We start from the raw sequence: 15,910 nt of genomic DNA, 5'->3' as shown, positions 1-15,910 counted from the left end.
ACATTCAGAATGTTTCATTATCGAATCAAATAATTAACATAGCGTCGCCGAAACTAAAGAACCGATATCTTTCTCTTACTGCTTCTTTATAGGCATGTAAAATGGAATCTTTGTCTGCCAATGCACTGACTAACATAATTAACGTAGATTTAGGCAGATGAAAGTTTGTTATAAGCCCATCAACTGCACGGAATTGGTATGGTGGATAAATAAAAATATCTGTCCAGCCACTTGTTTCCACAAACGTGCCATTATCCCTAGCGATTGTTTCTAACGTTCTAGTGGACGTTGTACCTACTGAGATAATTCTTCCACCTTGCTCTTTTATTTGATTTAGTGTATCAGCTGTTTCTTGGGACATATGATAAAATTCCGAGTGCATTTGGTGATCATCAATATTATCTACACTTACTGGACGAAACGTTCCTAATCCCACATGTAAGGTTATGAAAGATACTGTAACTCCTTTTGCTTTGAGCTCATCAAGCAATTCATTTGTGAAATGAAGCCCTGCTGTAGGTGCTGCAGCCGAACCCTCTTCTTTTGCATATACAGTCTGGTATCTTTCCTTTTCAGGTAGCTTTTCTTTTATATATGGAGGAAGAGGCATTTCTCCGAGCTCATCAAGAACTTCATAAAATATGCCGCTATAGGAAAATTCCATTACTCGCCCACCATGCTCTTTCAATCCTACACAAGTAGCTTGTAACTTTCCGTCACCGAACGTAATAACAGATCCTTGCTTTACTTTTTTTGCAGGCTTAGCTAGTACTTCCCAAGTATCTCCATTTTCTTGATGTAATAAAAGCACTTCAATATTTGCTCCTGTGTCTTCCTTCACACCGTATAGTCTTGCAGGCAATACGCGCGTATCATTTAGTACAAGGGCGTCACCTGGTTTAATATAATCTTTTATATCTTTAAATTTCTTATGATCCAGTTCTTTCTTGTTTTTATCTAGGACAAGTAGTCTCGAGGATGTACGATCCTTGAGTGGTGTTTGTGCAATTAGTTCCTCTGGTAAATGAAAATCAAAATCTTCTATATTCATGTTGCATCTCCTTACTTAACGAAACTTTCCTAAGATAAAGAATACCAAGGAAAGTATAATACTTACAATAATTGAAGTCATAATTGGAAAATGCAGTGTGACATTTCCCTTCTTGAAAGAAAAATCACCAGGTAATTTCCCAATAAACGTCCAGATAATTCCAATAAGGACCATAATAATCCCTGCGACAATAAGCAATTTACCTATACTCATTCTGAGCCAGGCACTTTCATTCCAAAATGTAGGTAAGCTTTTGGTGTGACAATTCTCCCTCTTGGTGTTCTTTGGATAAAACCGATTTGTAATAAATATGGTTCGTAAACATCTTCAATTGTTTGAGATTCCTCGCCAATTGTAGCAGCTATTGTATCCAAACCAACAGGTCCACCCTGGAAGTTTTCTATCATTCCTTTTAATAGCTTATGGTCGATGTGGTCAAGTCCTTCATCATCTACCTGTAACATCGTTAAAGCATCAGCTGTCGTATCTGCGCTTATCTCTACCTCGCCCTTCACTTGCGAGATATCTCGAATTCTTTTTAGCAAACGATTTGCAATCCTCGGGGTGCCTCTAGAACGTCTGGCCACTTCCGTTGCAGCTTCCTTTGTAATACTGGTTTGAAAAATTTCGGCTGTTCGCTCAATGATAGAGCATAAATCTTTCGCTTCATAAAACTCCAAGCGGCTAAGTACGCCAAATCGATCGCGAAGAGGTGCAGATAATAGTCCTGCCCTTGTAGTAGCACCTACCAATGTAAATGGGGGTAAGTCGATCCTAACCGACCTTGCACTCGGTCCTGTGCCTATAACAATATCGAGGAAAAAATCCTCCATTGCAGGATATAATACTTCCTCTACAGAACGCGGAAGGCGGTGAATCTCATCAATAAACAGCACGTCACCAGGTTCTAAAGAAGACAATATAGCTGCAAGATCTCCAGCTCGTTCTATGGCGGGTCCAGAGGTGGAACGAAATTGCACTCCCATTTCATTTGCAATAATTGCTGCTAATGTGGTTTTCCCTAATCCTGGAGGGCCATACAACAGAACGTGGTCCAATGGTTCTTCTCTCATTCTAGCTGCCTTAATAAAAATACTAAGATTTTCTTTAACCTTCTGCTGTCCAATGTACTGATTTAAAGCAGAAGGCCGAAGACTTAGCTCAACTGAATCTTCTTCTTGAAATTCTCCTGTAACCATACGTTCTTCCATTATTCTCCCCCTCTCCTACTTTTTCATTAATAAAGATAATGCTTTTCTAATAAGCTCATCCGCGTTTTTACTATCCGTTGCTTTTAACTCTGGCATAATACCTTTTATTTCCCTATCCGTATATCCAAGCGCCTTTAAAGCTTCTGCAGCCTCCTGAAGACCTTCTGCATCTGCATGCTTTGCATTAGCCATATCTGTTTCCACTTCGGTGATGGTAAGGACGTTTGTAAGCTTACCTTTTAGATCTAAAATAATTTGCCTTGCTGTCTTTTTCCCAACCCCTGGAAAACTGGTTAAGAATTTGTCATCTTCCCGTTCAATCGCTGCTGCAATGCCTGCTACATCCACTCCTCCGAGTATTGCCAATGCTCCTTTTGGACCTATCCCGGAAACTGAAATTAGTTTGGTAAACAAAAATTTCTCTTCTTCATTTTTAAATCCAAATAAAATTTGCGCGTCTTCCCTTACGTGGTGATATGTATGAATCTTAATCTCTTTATGTAACGACGACTGAAACACAAAAGGATTGGCACAAAATAGTTCGTAGCCAATACCTTGAACGTCCATGATGATGGAATCATCTAAAATATATGTAAGCATTCCTTTAATATATGCAATCATTCATCCGTCTCCTTTACAATCCTTTCACTATTTTATCATAACTTTACAATCAGCGAAACTTACAGTTATTACGCATATTTACCGAACAAAAGCGCAAGCGCCCGTTTAGCGACGTACGAACTGGACTGAGCCGTAGGAGATAAGGGAAACACGGCAACCGAAGGAAGCCGATGTTGAATTATCGTACGAAGGTGAGGGAAGTTGCGCTAGTCGCTGGGCGCTGGAGCTGGACGTGGCTATCCCTGTCAAGGATTATCCACTAGCTGTAAATTTTATAATTTCCAAGCCGACAAGAAAAGAAGCTCCTATCCTCGAACGGGAATAGAAACTTCCTTGTTAATGAATTAATTTGATTCTTCTAAATTATGGTGAATGTCCTGTACATCTTCGTTTTCTTCTAACGTCTCAATAAGAGTTAACATTTTGCTCTCCTCGGTTTCATTCAGAGCACTGTATGTTTGTGGAAAGAGGGTTACTTCAGAATCAGCTATTTCATACCCATTTTCTGTTAGGTGTGTCACGACATCTTGGAAGTTTTCGGGTTCAGTAAAGATTTCATAGGCTTCTTCTTCTGTTGTAATGTCCTCTGCTCCTGCCTCAAGAGCTTCTAAGGTAAGTTCATCTTCATCAATTTCTCCATTTTCATTCGCAATTATGATATACCCTTTACGGTCAAACATGAAAGAAACACTTCCATTTTCTCCAAGGTTGCCATCATTTTTCTTAAATGCATGGCGAACTTCTGCAGCTGTACGATTTTTATTATCTGTTAAAACATTAACGATAACTGCAACACCACCGGGGCCATACCCTTCATACGTTAGTTCCTCAAAGCTAGCACCATCAAGTGTACCAGTTGCCTTTTTTATAGCACGATCAATATTATCATTAGGCATATTATCCGCTTTCGCCTTATCTACTACCAGACGTAGAGACGCATTTGTTGCGATGTCCCCGCCTCCCTGTTTGGCAGCAGTATATATATCCTTCGCATGGCGCATAAAAACTTTACCTTTTTTTGCATCTTGTGCATTTTTTCTTCTTTGTATATTCTTCCATTTAGAATGACCAGCCATCGGACATTCTCCTCTCTAGAAATTTCCTTTTTAACTATACCAAAAAAAAGGAATTTCATAAAGCGAAACTTCATTTAGGGGGCGTTCACTACCTCTTCCTCCAGATGTTCCTTTACCGGGCAGGCCCTTTACTGACAGTTTATCCCACTTCAAAGTTAGATATCTTTTCCCTTCTGGAATTGGAGGACTTTCAGTCACTTTAAGAGGGATATAAAACTAATGGCTAGATAACGTCATTTATTAAGGCGTATTTCCATTTGGTTTTGCATCTCGATTCTTCATATATTCCCAATAAGCATTATCTGTAAAGACAATAATCTCCTTTTTTGTATCTGGAAGCAATTTTTGAATTTCCTCTTTCACACGCTTTGGTACATCTTCTGTAGCATACTCCCTTTGTATGAGCCCTACTAAAATTTGATCTTCCGTTGAAGCAACCTGTGCTGTTACAATATCTTTGCGATTCTCCAATTCCTCGGATAGCCATAACGCCTCTTCGTTCGTATAAGCATCTGAGTAACCGTTTTCAAAATCAGCATCATTGGCACCTTCTTGTTTACTTTGCGGGTAGCCCCCTCGCTCACCTATAGATAGCTCTTTCCCATGTTCTCTTTCTTTATGTTCTTGTTCAGTTTCATAATTTATATACTCTGTTTTTTGCTGGTTATCATCTGACTGCCCTTGCTCCTCGGTACCAGAATTGCATCCAGTAAGTATCAACAATGCTAGCCCAAACACTAATTTTCTTTTCATAAAAAAACCTCCCTTATCCATAGTTTGGATAAGGAAGGTTTTTTTACACAGTCAATTTTAGGGAATTACACATTATTGCTCGCGCTTAAATTGCGGAAGTGCCTCACGCTTGTGGGCAGACTTTTTATGCAAGGATTCAATAATTTCTTTATCGTGTTCAGGGATTTGCTCTCCTTTTAGATAGGCATCAATTGTATCATAGCTTGTTCCCATCTCATCTTCATCCGTTTGTCCTTCCCATAGATCAGCACTTGGCTTTTTCTTAACTATATGACTAGGAACCCCAAGGTAACTTGCCAAGTCGCGAACTTCCTGCTTTGTAAATTCAACGAGTGGAAGAATATCAGCACCACCGTCACCGTACTTTGTAAAGTAACCTGTATACCATTCTGCTGCATTATCTGTGCCAACTACCATGTAGTTATAATTCGTTGCCAGTGCATATAACGTGCTCATACGAAGGCGTGCGCGCAGATTAGCACCAGCTAATTTATCATTTTCTTCAATGAATGTGTTGCTTTCATTTAAACTGTCTTTGATTTCAGAGTACATAATTTTATGTGTCTCTGTAAGATCAACTGTCATAGATTTAATTCCACTGCTTTCCACTACCTGCTTGGCATCATCCAAATTCGAATCACTTGTATAAATTGGAAGCAAAACACCTAAGGAATTGTCTGGGAAGGCACGTTGAATTAAATGCGAAACGACGGCAGAATCTAATCCACCACTAATCCCTACCACGAGGCCATTTACTCCAGCTTGCTTAACTTGGTCGCGTAACCACTGTACAATAAGGTCTACTTGTTTTTCCACTGCTATCTCTCCTTTTAAATGTTCAATATTAAACATTTTATCACTATTTCACTTTTTTTAAAAAAATAACGACGTTTAAAGCGTTTCATCTACACTTTCTTGTACATATTATTACCTACAAGCTTTTATTCCCGTCTCTTAAAAATACAAACATAAAAGATAGTAGTAACGTTGGAACCTATATGTAGAGTTCTTCCCAAAAAAAAGAGACGATATCTTTTCTCGTCTCTATGTTTATGCTATTCACTTTTAGTTGAATCCTTCTTATCTTCCTCTCGATTACTAAAATCAGGATATGCTGGGGGCGTCGGAGCAAAATTCGACATACCATCAAATTGTTGTGGAAACATTTGCGGTTGAAACGGCTGCTGCCCTTGTTGTTGAAATTGCTGTTGTCCTTGATTCTGGAATGGCTGTTGCCCCTGATTTTGAAATGGCTGCTGCCCCATGAACATTTGTTGTTGCATAGGATCGAACATCATGTGATGAGGGTTACCGTGCATTTTTGGTCCAGAACATCCGCAATCGTCCTTACCTTGCTGCATATGCGCAGGAGCCATACCGTGATGTGAGTCCATAGCATGCATTGGTCCCATTGGCCAGTCAGAAACTTGGGCCATTACCGGAAATGGAACAGGTGGATAACATGGATGTACGATGTGACAGCACATTGGGACCGTATGTGTTGGTGCCTGTTGTGGCTGCATGTGGTACTGCGGTTGTGGTTGTGGGGATGGCTTCGGATAGGTTTTAGCTTCAACCTTTGGCTTCTCTTTCGGCTTTTCCTTTTTCATCTCTTTCTTCGGCTGCACATGATGGTGTGTTTCTGGGAAGTTAATCGTCGTATAATTTTGAAATTCCTGTTCTAGAATTGGCATTTGCATAATGGGCTGGTTTGGCATCTGCGGCATTTGAGGCATCTGTGGTTTTGGCATTTCTTTTTCATCTTCCTTTATTACTGGCATCGGTTTAGGGGAGGTATCCTTGTATGGTTGCTTTACCGTTTCCTTTTTTGGCATGTGTTCCTGTTTTACAGCTTTAGAACTGCTCGGAATTTTAATCTTCATTCCAGGCATAATCATATCAGGGCTCGACAATTGGCTATTCATTTGCTTTAACTCTTCAAAATTTACCCCATATTTCTTGGATAATTCCCAGAGTGTGTCTCCTTTTTGCACAATGTGTATTTTCAAAACGAACCGAACTCCTTTCGATATAGAACTGGGCTAATTACTCTATATCAACATATGCAAGCATACAGAAAAAGTTGAAAGATATTTTTAGAAAAAGTCACCACCAGACTTTTTTACGAATGACTTTTTAACAACAGAAAAACCGCCTATCTCAAAAAAATAGGCGGCATAAGATGATGCACTTAAATAGTTAACTTATAAACGGGATATGTCCCCATTATCGTTACATTACAACCCAAAGCTTCTAATTCCCCTCTTACTCCTGGAAACAATACATCATCATAGGGCTGATCGACATCAATGATAAAGAAATAATTTCCTAAGCCAGTTTTCATTGGCCTAGATTCTATTTTAGACAAACTCATTTTTCTCCAAGCGAACGCAGACAGGACTTGATGCAAAGCACCAGCTTGGTCACTAGGTAAGGAAATGAGCATACTGGTTTTCTCTATGCTAACAGGATGTTTAATTTTTAGCTTTTTTTCCTCCTTGCAAAGTACCACAAAACGAGTATGGTTATTTGAATAGTCATGGATGTTTTCCTCTAACAGTTTGAGACCATACACCTCTGCTGCTAATTTGTTTCCAATTGCAGCAATCGGCAAATCGCTCTTACTTACAATCTCTGCAGCTTTCCCTGTTGAAGTGGTGTATTGAATCTTAGCCTCAGGTAGCGACTGGTGAAGATATTGATGACATTGGGCGATTGCATGACTATGAGAATGCACTTCCGTAATATCCCCAAGGCCACCCTGAAAGGTCGGTTGTACCAACAAATGCTGCTGTATAGGCACTACAATTTCAGCCACAATTGGTAGTCTTACTTGGTGTACCAAATAATCTACTGTTAGCTGGACCGTCCCTTCGATTGCATTTTCAAGTGGCACAACAGCGATATCTATCTCATCATGTTCTACTGCGTCAATACATTCTGGAATGGTTGCATAGCTTTCTTTATGTTCCCCATTAAATGCTGCATCTACAGCTAGTTTTGTAAAGGTCCCCTTAGGTCCCAAATAACCAATAGTTGCTGACAAAATTTCTCCCCCTATTTCCCTTAAAACTGCATCTATTACTCGATAAATTCGAATTCAAAATCAAGCAGTCGAATCGTATCGCCGTCCTTCGCACCTCGTTCACGAAGGGCTTTATCTACGCCCATTCCTCTTATTTGTCTAGAGAAACGCTGGACTGCTTCATCTCTTGCAAAGTCCGTCATTTTGAACAATTTCTCAATTTTAACGCCTGAAAGGACATACGCGCCATCATCGTCACGCGTAATTTCAAATGGTGCATCCTCTTTTGTATGGCGATAGATAACTTTTTCTTCAACTTCGTCCATCTTAGGAGCAACCTTAGGAATAGCATCCAGTTGGTCGGCAATTGCAAATAGAATATCACGTAAGCCTTCTTTAGTTAAAGCAGATATTTCGTAAACGGGAATATCTTCACCAAGCTGTTCTTTAAACATTTCTAAGTTATCTGAAGCACCAGGCATATCCATTTTATTTGCTGCTATAATTTGTGGGCGTTCTGTAAGTTTCATATCATACTCTATTAGTTCCTGGTTTATTTTTACAAAATCATCGTAAGGATCCCGACCTTCTGTTCCGGCCATATCAATTACATGAACAATCAACCTTGTTCTCTCTACATGGCGTAAAAACTGATGGCCAAGTCCCACTCCCTCATGGGCCCCTTCAATTAAACCTGGTAAGTCAGCCATAACAAAACTACGCTGATCACTTGTGTCGATGACACCCAGATTGGGAGCAAGCGTTGTGAAATGATAATCAGCAATTTTCGGTTTAGCGGCACTTACAACAGAAAGAAACGTCGACTTACCTACACTTGGAAAACCGACCAATCCAACATCGGCAATTAACTTAAGTTCGACTTTGATGTTTCGTTCCTGCCCTGGTTCACCATTTTCTGCCATATCTGGTGCAGGATTTCTGGGTGTAGCAAACCTTGTATTTCCTCTTCCGCCACGTCCACCATGGACAATGATAGCCCTTTGCTTATGTGCTGTTAAATCAGCAATAACTTCATCGGTTTCTTCATCAATAACCGTAGTGCCTGGGGGAACGGGAACTACTAATGGTGCAGCATTTTTACCATGCTGTGTTTTGCTCATCCCATTTTCGCCACGCTTGCCTTTAAAGTGACGATTATAACGAAAGTCCATTAAGGTATTTAACCCTTCATCAACCTCAAAAACAACATCGCCGCCATTTCCACCGTCTCCGCCAGCAGGACCGCCTTTCGGAACATATTTTTCGCGACGGTAGGCGACAAGTCCATTTCCGCCATCTCCAGCCTTCACATACACACTAACCTGATCTACAAACATTGTTGACTCACCTCATATTTCACACGGAATTGCAAACGTACACATGATTCCGTCATTGGTATTTTCTATACTCATTTGATATTCCAATTTCAAGCCATTAAGCTCTTTCATTACTTCTTCTTTGTCTTTAAAATTCCCATTAATGGACAATTTGACACGTAAAACTTCTTGTTTATCTGTATCTTCGAGAAGGAGCTTCGCCTCAAATAGCTCCATTTTTTCGTGTAAGTGACTAATAAGTGATATAACACGATTACATTGTCTAACCAATTGCTCATCTGATTGGGATATTTTTTTATTTTCGGTATGTATTTGGTAGGTCAGACGAAAATCTTCATAATAGCCATTAAATTGGATGACCCACAATGTTAATAACGTGCCTTGTAAATGCATGAGTTTTCTTTCTTCATTGTAATATTCCAGACTTTCTTGGACTTTACTCTCCACTCTGTCTGTTTTATTCATACTTAAGTAGCCATGAATAATTTGTAAATGGTTCATTAAATCATGACGATAATGCTGCAGTAATAAGATAACATCCTTCTCGTTCATGTCTTCCCTCCATTACATATCAAAGTATAGCAGAAAAACCAGTAATCTTCCTAACCAGAGAAGTATATGTAATTAGAAAAGCGTGGAGTGGCCGTATTAGGGAGACGACTAAGACGCTGGTTCCAATCAGTCGACAAATCATCCTAGCTAAAAGTCGATTTGCGAAGTCACCTAGCTTGACACTCAGAGCTAGACATCTGTGCAGATTACTTTTTAGAAAGGCTGGGGCACCTTAATTGCATGGACAGGCTTAGGGCCTACCATTTTAAACTAGCATAACATAAGATACTCTTCTGTACCGAATATAGCTTTATTCTTTTCTTCGGACAAGGGTATATTGTTTCATATACTAAAAAAACTCCAACCTTAAGAAAGTTGGAGTTTTTTACGTACATGCAAAATGTTATGCTTCCTGTGCCACTGGATAAACACTAACTTTTTTGCGGTCACGGCCAAAGCGTTCAAACTTAACAACGCCGTCAGCTTTTGCAAAAAGTGTGTCATCTCCACCACGACCAACGTTTTCACCTGGATAGATCTTCGTACCGCGTTGACGGTAAAGAATAGAACCACCAGTTACGAATTGGCCATCAGCACGTTTAGCACCAAGACGTTTGGATTCTGAATCACGACCGTTCTTAGTACTACCAGCACCTTTTTTCTGTGAGAAAAACTGCAAATCAAGACGTAGCATACCACTGCACCTCCTTATAAAGTACGAATCTTAATGAATTCTCCATATTCACTCTCAATAGATTGTAATGATACCAGCATGCCTTCAAACAGGAGTTGTACCTGTTCGATATTATCCACTGCATTGGTGGGAATCTGGACATAAAGATATCCGCCATCCTCACCTTGCTCAATCTGTAAATCAGCATCGCACAGTGTCATAACAGCATTTACTGTACCAATCGATACTGCTGATACTCCTGCACAAACAAGATCATAGCCATAAGGTCCACTATCTGCATGTCCAGAAAGTTTAAATGCGGTTATTCGATTGTCATTACGATAAATTGTAACCTGAATCATAGAGAAATACCTTTATGCATTGATTTTATCAATAACTAATTTTGTATAAGGCTGACGATGACCTTGTTTACGATGATAGTTCTTTTTAGGCTTGAACTTGAAAACTGTAACCTTTTTCTGACGACCATGCTTTTCAACTTTAGCAGTGACAGTTGCACCTTCAACATATGGTGCGCCTACTTTCACATCGTCTCCACCTACGAATAGAACTTTTTCAAATGTTACAGCGTCATTTGCATCTGCTGCGACTTTTTCTACGTAAATTTCTTGGCCTTCCACAACTTTAACTTGCTTTCCACCTGTTTCGATAATTGCGTACATAATAACTTGCACCTCCTTAATTAACTCAGACTCGCCATTCAGGTACTCTCTCAAGAGTTTATCCAAACCTGTTCTGTGCGGTTGTAGCACTGGTGCTACGATGAATAACGTATTGATGTTACCATGTATTAACTAGGTTTGTCAAGGTGTCGTACGACAAATTCTCTATGTTTCAAGCACCTTTCTCTATAATCTCCCCAACATTTTGATGATATTTTTTATGCTTGAAATAGGCTTGCAAACATTCCTGCTCCTCTAATACAGTATGCCTACCATATTTATCTGTCACATAGATGGTATGCCTTTTTTCTTGGCTAAAGCCAGAAAACACGCTCATCAAAGAGCTCTCTGATGATACATACAGTGGCTTATTTTTCATTATCTTGGTCTTTTTTTCATAACGTTTTAGTAAAAATCGCATAAACACGTAATGACGTTGTTTCCATTCTGACTGGTTTTCCATAAATAAGAAGAGCGCGATAAGAAATGTGCTTAACGTGAAAGAAGGAAGAATCAGTTGTACAAGAAGAAAAGCCACCGCTAACACCATAGAAAAGAGTATAACGATATGATAGGCACGTTTGTATGGAAGTACTAAGGCAAGCAACAAAAACAATAGCTTTCCTCCATCAAGTGGCCATAAAGGTAGTAAGTTGAATAATAGGATAGCTGTATTATAGTATAACATCATTTCGATTAAAGAAGTTGGCAACAAACCGCTATGCGATAGAGTAAATATGCCTGCATAGATCCATACATGCTGTAGTGGTCCAGCAATTGTGACGAGAGCTTCTTCGGCAATGGGCCTGGTCCCATGCTCGTCTGTTTTCATTACCCCACCAAACACCCAAAGCATTATGGTGCCTATTCTCCAATCAAACCATTTCGCCATCGTAAAATGCCCAAGTTCATGAATTAACACAATAAGTAGTATTACTGCCATTTCTACGAAAGTACCCGTCAAAAAGGATATGAAGAAAAAAGCAAGTAAGATGGGGTGGAAATGGATTTTTGGCAAGTAATTACTCCCTATCGTCAACTTTAATTACCTGCACAGGATCAATGTAATCCTTATCTTTTTCAATGGCAAAATATACGGTGGTACTATCTGGCTGAGGCGTAAAATGCCCAATCGGCTGACTGCTCTTTACAAATTGATAAAGATGAACATTCAAGTCACTAAGTTCCCCATACGTTGATACACTTCCATCAGCATGCTGAATCTTAATGGTTTTATTAGTGGAGCTATCATTCCCAGCAAACACTACAACGCCATCATGCAAAGCTGACACAGCAGAGGTATCTTCAGGTGCTATCATAATCCCAGTTCCATTAGCTTGAAAAGACTCTGTTACACTCCCCGATACAGGCAAAGCAAGTACTTCCTCTGTAACGCTTTCAGCTTTGTCACCATTTGGGGGCACAGCCAATGGTGTGCCAAATGATTCCTGATACCAGTGGTTAACTTTAGCAAACGGAAACTCCTCTGTGAGTACACCGCTCGTCCACTCCTTTGGGGATTGCAATACCGGAGCATTAATTTCCCATACTAAGGCCACACCAAAAAACAGCATGGTAGATAAAATTCCTTTTAACAGAAAACCACCCATTATACTGTTCTTTTTGCCCCCTGTAGCTCCCTGACCATCGTATATGGGCATATAACCATGCTTTTCTTCATCTTGTGGAAAGACAGGTGTTACCTGTCTTTTGCCAGCTTCTTTCCCTGTTATCCCGCGAGCTTTCTTTCTTTGATTAATAGATTGCCTAACCTTTTTAACTCCATTATCCATTATCCTCACAATCCTTCTCATACTTTTGTACAAGTTTATGAGCGACTTTTGGGAGATATGTTAAAAACCTGAGAACACGAGTTATTCCTCGTATTCTCAGGTTACTAGTTTACTATTATGCACGTATACCTAAAAACTTTTTCACTTTCTGAAAAACACCTTTTTCATCTTCAAGAGATTGGAGGGGAACTGTTTCACCAAGAATTCTTCTCGCAATATTACGATAGGCAATAGAAGCTTTTGAATTTGGCTGGAGAGCTACGGGCTCCCCACTATTAGATGCCTTTATAACATCATCATCATCCACCACAATCCCGATTAAATCGATGGATAAAATTTGCACAATATCATCAATCTCAATCATATCGCCATTTTTCATCATATGGTTACGAATACGGTTAATAACGAGGAGTGGCGGGTCAATACTTTCCTGTTCTAAAAGCCCTACAATTCGATCAGCATCTCTTACACTTGATTTTTCAGGAGTAGTAACAACAATTGCTTTATCAGCACCCGCTATAGCATTTTTAAATCCTTGCTCAATGCCTGCAGGACAGTCAATAATTACATAGTCATACTCCTGCTTTAATTCTCCAACAATCTTTCTCATACCTTCTTCTGTAACAGCCGACTTATCACTTGTTTGAGCTGCTGGTAAGAGGGATAAGTAATCAAAACGCTTGTCTTTAATCAAGGCTTGTTTAAGTTTGCAGCGCTCTTCTATTACATCAACAATATCGTAAATAATTCGATTCTCAAGCCCCATCACAACATCCAAGTTTCGCAAACCAATATCAGTATCTATCAAGCATACTTTTTTATCCATAAGTGCTAAACCTGTACCTATATTGGCTGTCGTAGTGGTTTTCCCTACTCCACCCTTTCCCGATGTAATAACAATTGCTTCACCCATTTTGCATTCTCCTTCCGAATCCGCTTATTTCGCTTTTATGTGAAAGAACTTGTAGTCGGTCTATTACGATTTTATCTTGTTCTTCATCAATGAGACCACATTCCATATACACACCATCAGATTCATAATCTGGAGCACGACTGATATATTCTGCAATTCTAAGCTGACTTGGCTTCATATAGGAGGCTGTAATAAAAGCCTGCTTGTCACCATTAATGCCTGCATGAGCAATTCCATTCAGTCTTCCCATTATGTAGATATTACCTGTCGAAACAACTTTTCCTCCAGGGTTTACATCTCCTATCAAAAGTAGGTCGCCTGTAACTTCCAGCACCTGTCCTGAACGTATAATACGATTAACCGTTTTAACCTCACTCGCCTCTTGCCATTGCAAAGCTTCGTCTCTTCGGACCACATCGGAGACAATCGAGTCAATCGTAAACCTTTCATCCTCGGCAATAATTTTTCTTAATATTTCTTTCTGTTCTTCCTGTACATATCTATTACCTAGCTTCACTTTAACGGATACAACCGGTTCATCATGCTTCGGGCGACTTGCATGTATTTTTTCACGCAATTCATTTAAAGCATGCTCAAAAGTACAGGAATCATCAACAAATAAAGTGAGTCCTTCCTTTGTACCCTTTATGGTTATAAACTGTTTTTTATCAAGCACGATTACTCACCTCATTACTGTTACCTTAGCAATAATTCAACTTACTATCAGCTTTTCAAGAACCCGATCGTTATAAACACTTCTTCAATGGTACAAACATAGTAGCACAATACTTTTTATAATGTATTACTTCTAGATAATTGTTCTTGTCCCCAAGTAGTAAGACGCTTTACCACAATAGGATAAAGAACGACCAAGAAAACAAGATTGGAAATAAGTGTTGGAAGTAAACGTGTCATAAAGTAGTCCTTCCACATCATATCGTTTACTCCTGCTACCAAATAAATAACATGGATAGAAATATCGGAAAGTATGACCGCTACAGCCCCCAATAAAATGCTGACATGGATATTTCCGTGCAACATTTTATTCAAAAGGTGAGTAATATATATAGCAAATGCATAGGAAAACATATATACACCTAATATTCCCGTATATACCACATCAATTAACAGACCAAAAGTAAGTGCATAAATGATAGAAAAGTAAGTCGTCTCCTTATCATAAAAAATCGTGATAAAGACTAGAAATATAAGAACCCAGTGCGGCACAATCAGCAGGTCCCCTGTCAAAAGACTTCCTGGCAAAAGATCGAGTGCCACACCTTCCAATACAAGAAATAGAAACAGGATTAGTGGGAGGTATAGCCGCTTCATTCAGCCTCCTCCTCACTGTCTGCTGTGTCCTCTTCCTCATCCATGGCTCTGTCCACCACGATTACTTGGTTAATATCATACATATCGGCCGCTGGCTCTACTAAAGCAGTCCGTGTTAACCCATACTGGTCTGGTACCACTTCTTTCACTTCACCAATTGGTAAACCAGAAGGAAAAACACCGCCTAGTCCGGAGGAGAATACTAACTCTCCTTCCTTAAGGTCTTTATCTGATTCCTCTATTATTCGGAATAAAAGGGAGCCAGATTCTTCATCATATTCCTCTATCATACCTCTTATATCTTTATCGCCGTCTTCACGAGAAACAGAGGCAGAGATCCGGTTAAATTGATCGAATCCTGTTAATAACTGTACCTTAGCAGTAGACGAAGATGTAGTAAGGATCTTTCCAATCATGCCGTCGGGTGTAATGACAGCCATGTTCTCAGCCACTCCATCATCTTTTCCCTTATTAATCGTAACTTGTTCAACCCAACGTTCCGGAGATCGAGACATAACAGAAGCTTGAATTGGCGTAAAATTACGCAATTGATCCGATTCCTTTAGATCCGCAATTTCTCTCAGCTCTTCATTCTCCGCTTTTAATCCTTGAACTTCATAAATTAATCCTTTATACTCTGCCAATTTCTCTTTCAATACCTGGTTTTCTGTGTACGTGTCACGAAAATCATCAATATTTGTAAAGATGTCGGTTATAAAATTAACTGGTGTGTGTACTACTTTTTGTGCAAATCCTACTGTATCAAGTACAAACTGTTCGGCAATCGTTAAATTCGCCCTATCCCTTAATGAGAAACCAATCAAAGCAACAAGGACGATAAAGCCAATCAAAAAAATAAATAGTTTTCTTCTACGTAAAAATGACATCTT

The 15,910-nt window shown here is 39.5% G+C and carries 20 protein-coding genes and 1 other annotated feature; all 20 genes read right to left on the bottom strand.

The window, feature by feature from the left end; translation table 11 throughout:
• Nucleotides 1–25: 25 nt before the first annotated feature.
• Complete coding sequence (queA, locus tag BN988_RS00965; RefSeq protein WP_036572313.1) at nt 26–1,051, bottom strand: tRNA preQ1(34) S-adenosylmethionine ribosyltransferase-isomerase QueA; 1,026 nt, start codon at nt 1,049–1,051, stop codon at nt 26–28.
• 15 nt (nt 1,052–1,066) lie between these two features.
• Nucleotides 1,067–1,264: a DUF2905 domain-containing protein gene (locus BN988_RS00960; RefSeq protein ID WP_036572310.1), complete on the bottom strand. Its 198-nt coding sequence runs from the start codon at nt 1,262–1,264 to the stop codon at nt 1,067–1,069.
• Complete coding sequence (ruvB, locus tag BN988_RS00955) at nt 1,261–2,262, bottom strand: Holliday junction branch migration DNA helicase RuvB (protein ID WP_036572308.1); 1,002 nt, start codon at nt 2,260–2,262, stop codon at nt 1,261–1,263. The genes BN988_RS00960 and ruvB overlap by 4 nt, the downstream gene beginning before the upstream one ends.
• A gap of 15 nt (nt 2,263–2,277) precedes the next feature.
• Entirely contained in the window at nt 2,278–2,883 is a 606-nt protein-coding gene (gene ruvA / locus BN988_RS00950; protein WP_036572306.1) for a Holliday junction branch migration protein RuvA, read from the bottom strand.
• A gap of 344 nt (nt 2,884–3,227) precedes the next feature.
• The gene (locus tag BN988_RS00945; RefSeq protein ID WP_036572303.1) at nt 3,228–3,959 is read right to left on the bottom strand and encodes a YebC/PmpR family DNA-binding transcriptional regulator; all 732 of its coding nucleotides are present in this window, start codon (nt 3,957–3,959) and stop codon (nt 3,228–3,230) included.
• Nucleotides 3,960–4,199: 240 nt separating this feature from the next.
• On the bottom strand, nt 4,200–4,712 hold the full coding sequence (locus BN988_RS00940) for a YhcN/YlaJ family sporulation lipoprotein (protein WP_051557598.1): 513 nt from the start codon (nt 4,710–4,712) through the stop codon (nt 4,200–4,202).
• A gap of 72 nt (nt 4,713–4,784) precedes the next feature.
• Nucleotides 4,785–5,528, bottom strand: coding sequence for an NAD(+) synthase (gene nadE, locus BN988_RS00935; protein WP_036572301.1), 744 nt, complete (start codon nt 5,526–5,528; stop codon nt 4,785–4,787).
• A 239-nt stretch (nt 5,529–5,767) separates the two neighbouring features.
• Nucleotides 5,768–6,721 carry a SafA/ExsA family spore coat assembly protein gene (gene safA / locus BN988_RS19265; RefSeq protein ID WP_051557597.1) on the bottom strand — a complete coding sequence of 318 codons (954 nt, stop codon included), beginning with the start codon at nt 6,719–6,721 and terminating at the stop codon, nt 5,768–5,770.
• 182 nt (nt 6,722–6,903) lie between these two features.
• Nucleotides 6,904–7,761: a prephenate dehydratase gene (gene pheA / locus BN988_RS00925; RefSeq protein ID WP_390620589.1), complete on the bottom strand. Its 858-nt coding sequence runs from the start codon at nt 7,759–7,761 to the stop codon at nt 6,904–6,906.
• A 32-nt stretch (nt 7,762–7,793) separates the two neighbouring features.
• Nucleotides 7,794–9,074, bottom strand: coding sequence for a GTPase ObgE (obgE, locus tag BN988_RS00920; RefSeq protein ID WP_036572297.1), 1,281 nt, complete (start codon nt 9,072–9,074; stop codon nt 7,794–7,796).
• Between the two features lie 12 nt (nt 9,075–9,086).
• Nucleotides 9,087–9,626, bottom strand: coding sequence for a Spo0B domain-containing protein (locus tag BN988_RS00915; protein WP_036572295.1), 540 nt, complete (start codon nt 9,624–9,626; stop codon nt 9,087–9,089).
• A gap of 403 nt (nt 9,627–10,029) precedes the next feature.
• Complete coding sequence (gene rpmA, locus BN988_RS00910; RefSeq protein ID WP_036572294.1) at nt 10,030–10,320, bottom strand: 50S ribosomal protein L27; 291 nt, start codon at nt 10,318–10,320, stop codon at nt 10,030–10,032.
• A 14-nt stretch (nt 10,321–10,334) separates the two neighbouring features.
• Nucleotides 10,335–10,661: a ribosomal-processing cysteine protease Prp gene (locus BN988_RS00905; RefSeq protein WP_036572292.1), complete on the bottom strand. Its 327-nt coding sequence runs from the start codon at nt 10,659–10,661 to the stop codon at nt 10,335–10,337.
• A gap of 12 nt (nt 10,662–10,673) precedes the next feature.
• On the bottom strand, nt 10,674–10,982 hold the full coding sequence (gene rplU / locus BN988_RS00900) for a 50S ribosomal protein L21 (RefSeq protein ID WP_036572291.1): 309 nt from the start codon (nt 10,980–10,982) through the stop codon (nt 10,674–10,676).
• A 17-nt stretch (nt 10,983–10,999) separates the two neighbouring features.
• Nucleotides 11,000–11,075: a sequence feature (ribosomal protein L21 leader region), on the bottom strand.
• Nucleotides 11,076–11,154: 79 nt separating this feature from the next.
• On the bottom strand, nt 11,155–12,000 hold the full coding sequence (locus BN988_RS00895; protein WP_231495180.1) for a site-2 protease family protein: 846 nt from the start codon (nt 11,998–12,000) through the stop codon (nt 11,155–11,157).
• A gap of 4 nt (nt 12,001–12,004) precedes the next feature.
• Nucleotides 12,005–12,775 (bottom strand): M23 family metallopeptidase, encoded by a 771-nt coding sequence (locus tag BN988_RS00890; RefSeq protein WP_036572284.1) that lies wholly within the window; start codon nt 12,773–12,775, stop codon nt 12,005–12,007.
• A gap of 115 nt (nt 12,776–12,890) precedes the next feature.
• Complete coding sequence (minD, locus tag BN988_RS00885) at nt 12,891–13,688, bottom strand: septum site-determining protein MinD (RefSeq protein ID WP_036572282.1); 798 nt, start codon at nt 13,686–13,688, stop codon at nt 12,891–12,893.
• Entirely contained in the window at nt 13,681–14,364 is a 684-nt protein-coding gene (gene minC, locus BN988_RS00880; protein ID WP_036572280.1) for a septum site-determining protein MinC, read from the bottom strand. The genes minD and minC overlap by 8 nt, the downstream gene beginning before the upstream one ends.
• 116 nt (nt 14,365–14,480) lie before the next feature.
• A complete protein-coding gene (gene mreD / locus BN988_RS00875) occupies nt 14,481–15,020 on the bottom strand; it encodes a rod shape-determining protein MreD (RefSeq protein ID WP_036572277.1) in 540 nt (179 codons plus the stop codon).
• Entirely contained in the window at nt 15,017–15,907 is an 891-nt protein-coding gene (mreC, locus tag BN988_RS00870; RefSeq protein ID WP_036572275.1) for a rod shape-determining protein MreC, read from the bottom strand. Before mreC ends, mreD begins: the two co-directional genes overlap by 4 nt.
• Nucleotides 15,908–15,910: the final 3 nt, after the last annotated feature.

Origin of the sequence: Oceanobacillus picturae, from assembly GCF_000612865.1 — a bacterium.
Classification (GTDB): Bacteria; Bacillota; Bacilli; order Bacillales; family Amphibacillaceae; genus Oceanobacillus_B; species Oceanobacillus_B jordanicus.
The sequence above is the reverse complement of the archived record's forward strand: the minus strand, read 5'-3'. Positions and strand labels throughout refer to the sequence as shown.

Coding starts and splice junctions, on each gene's coding strand:
- rpmA (WP_036572294.1), bottom strand. CDS start 10,320: ATGCTACGTCTTGATTTGCAGTTTTTCTCACAGAAAAAAGGTGCTGGT.
- BN988_RS00945 (WP_036572303.1), bottom strand. CDS start 3,959: ATGGCTGGTCATTCTAAATGGAAGAATATACAAAGAAGAAAAAATGCA.
- minD (WP_036572282.1), bottom strand. CDS start 13,688: ATGGGTGAAGCAATTGTTATTACATCGGGAAAGGGTGGAGTAGGGAAA.
- BN988_RS00960 (WP_036572310.1), bottom strand. CDS start 1,264: ATGAGTATAGGTAAATTGCTTATTGTCGCAGGGATTATTATGGTCCTT.
- BN988_RS00890 (WP_036572284.1), bottom strand. CDS start 12,775: ATGGATAATGGAGTTAAAAAGGTTAGGCAATCTATTAATCAAAGAAAG.
- rplU (WP_036572291.1), bottom strand. CDS start 10,982: ATGTACGCAATTATCGAAACAGGTGGAAAGCAAGTTAAAGTTGTGGAA.
- obgE (WP_036572297.1), bottom strand. CDS start 9,074: ATGTTTGTAGATCAGGTTAGTGTGTATGTGAAGGCTGGAGATGGCGGA.
- ruvB (WP_036572308.1), bottom strand. CDS start 2,262: ATGGAAGAACGTATGGTTACAGGAGAATTTCAAGAAGAAGATTCAGTT.
- BN988_RS00940 (WP_051557598.1), bottom strand. CDS start 4,712: ATGAAAAGAAAATTAGTGTTTGGGCTAGCATTGTTGATACTTACTGGA.
- BN988_RS00905 (WP_036572292.1), bottom strand. CDS start 10,661: ATGATTCAGGTTACAATTTATCGTAATGACAATCGAATAACCGCATTT.
- BN988_RS00915 (WP_036572295.1), bottom strand. CDS start 9,626: ATGAACGAGAAGGATGTTATCTTATTACTGCAGCATTATCGTCATGAT.
- mreC (WP_036572275.1), bottom strand. CDS start 15,907: ATGTCATTTTTACGTAGAAGAAAACTATTTATTTTTTTGATTGGCTTT.
- mreD (WP_036572277.1), bottom strand. CDS start 15,020: ATGAAGCGGCTATACCTCCCACTAATCCTGTTTCTATTTCTTGTATTG.
- ruvA (WP_036572306.1), bottom strand. CDS start 2,883: ATGATTGCATATATTAAAGGAATGCTTACATATATTTTAGATGATTCC.
- queA (WP_036572313.1), bottom strand. CDS start 1,051: ATGAATATAGAAGATTTTGATTTTCATTTACCAGAGGAACTAATTGCA.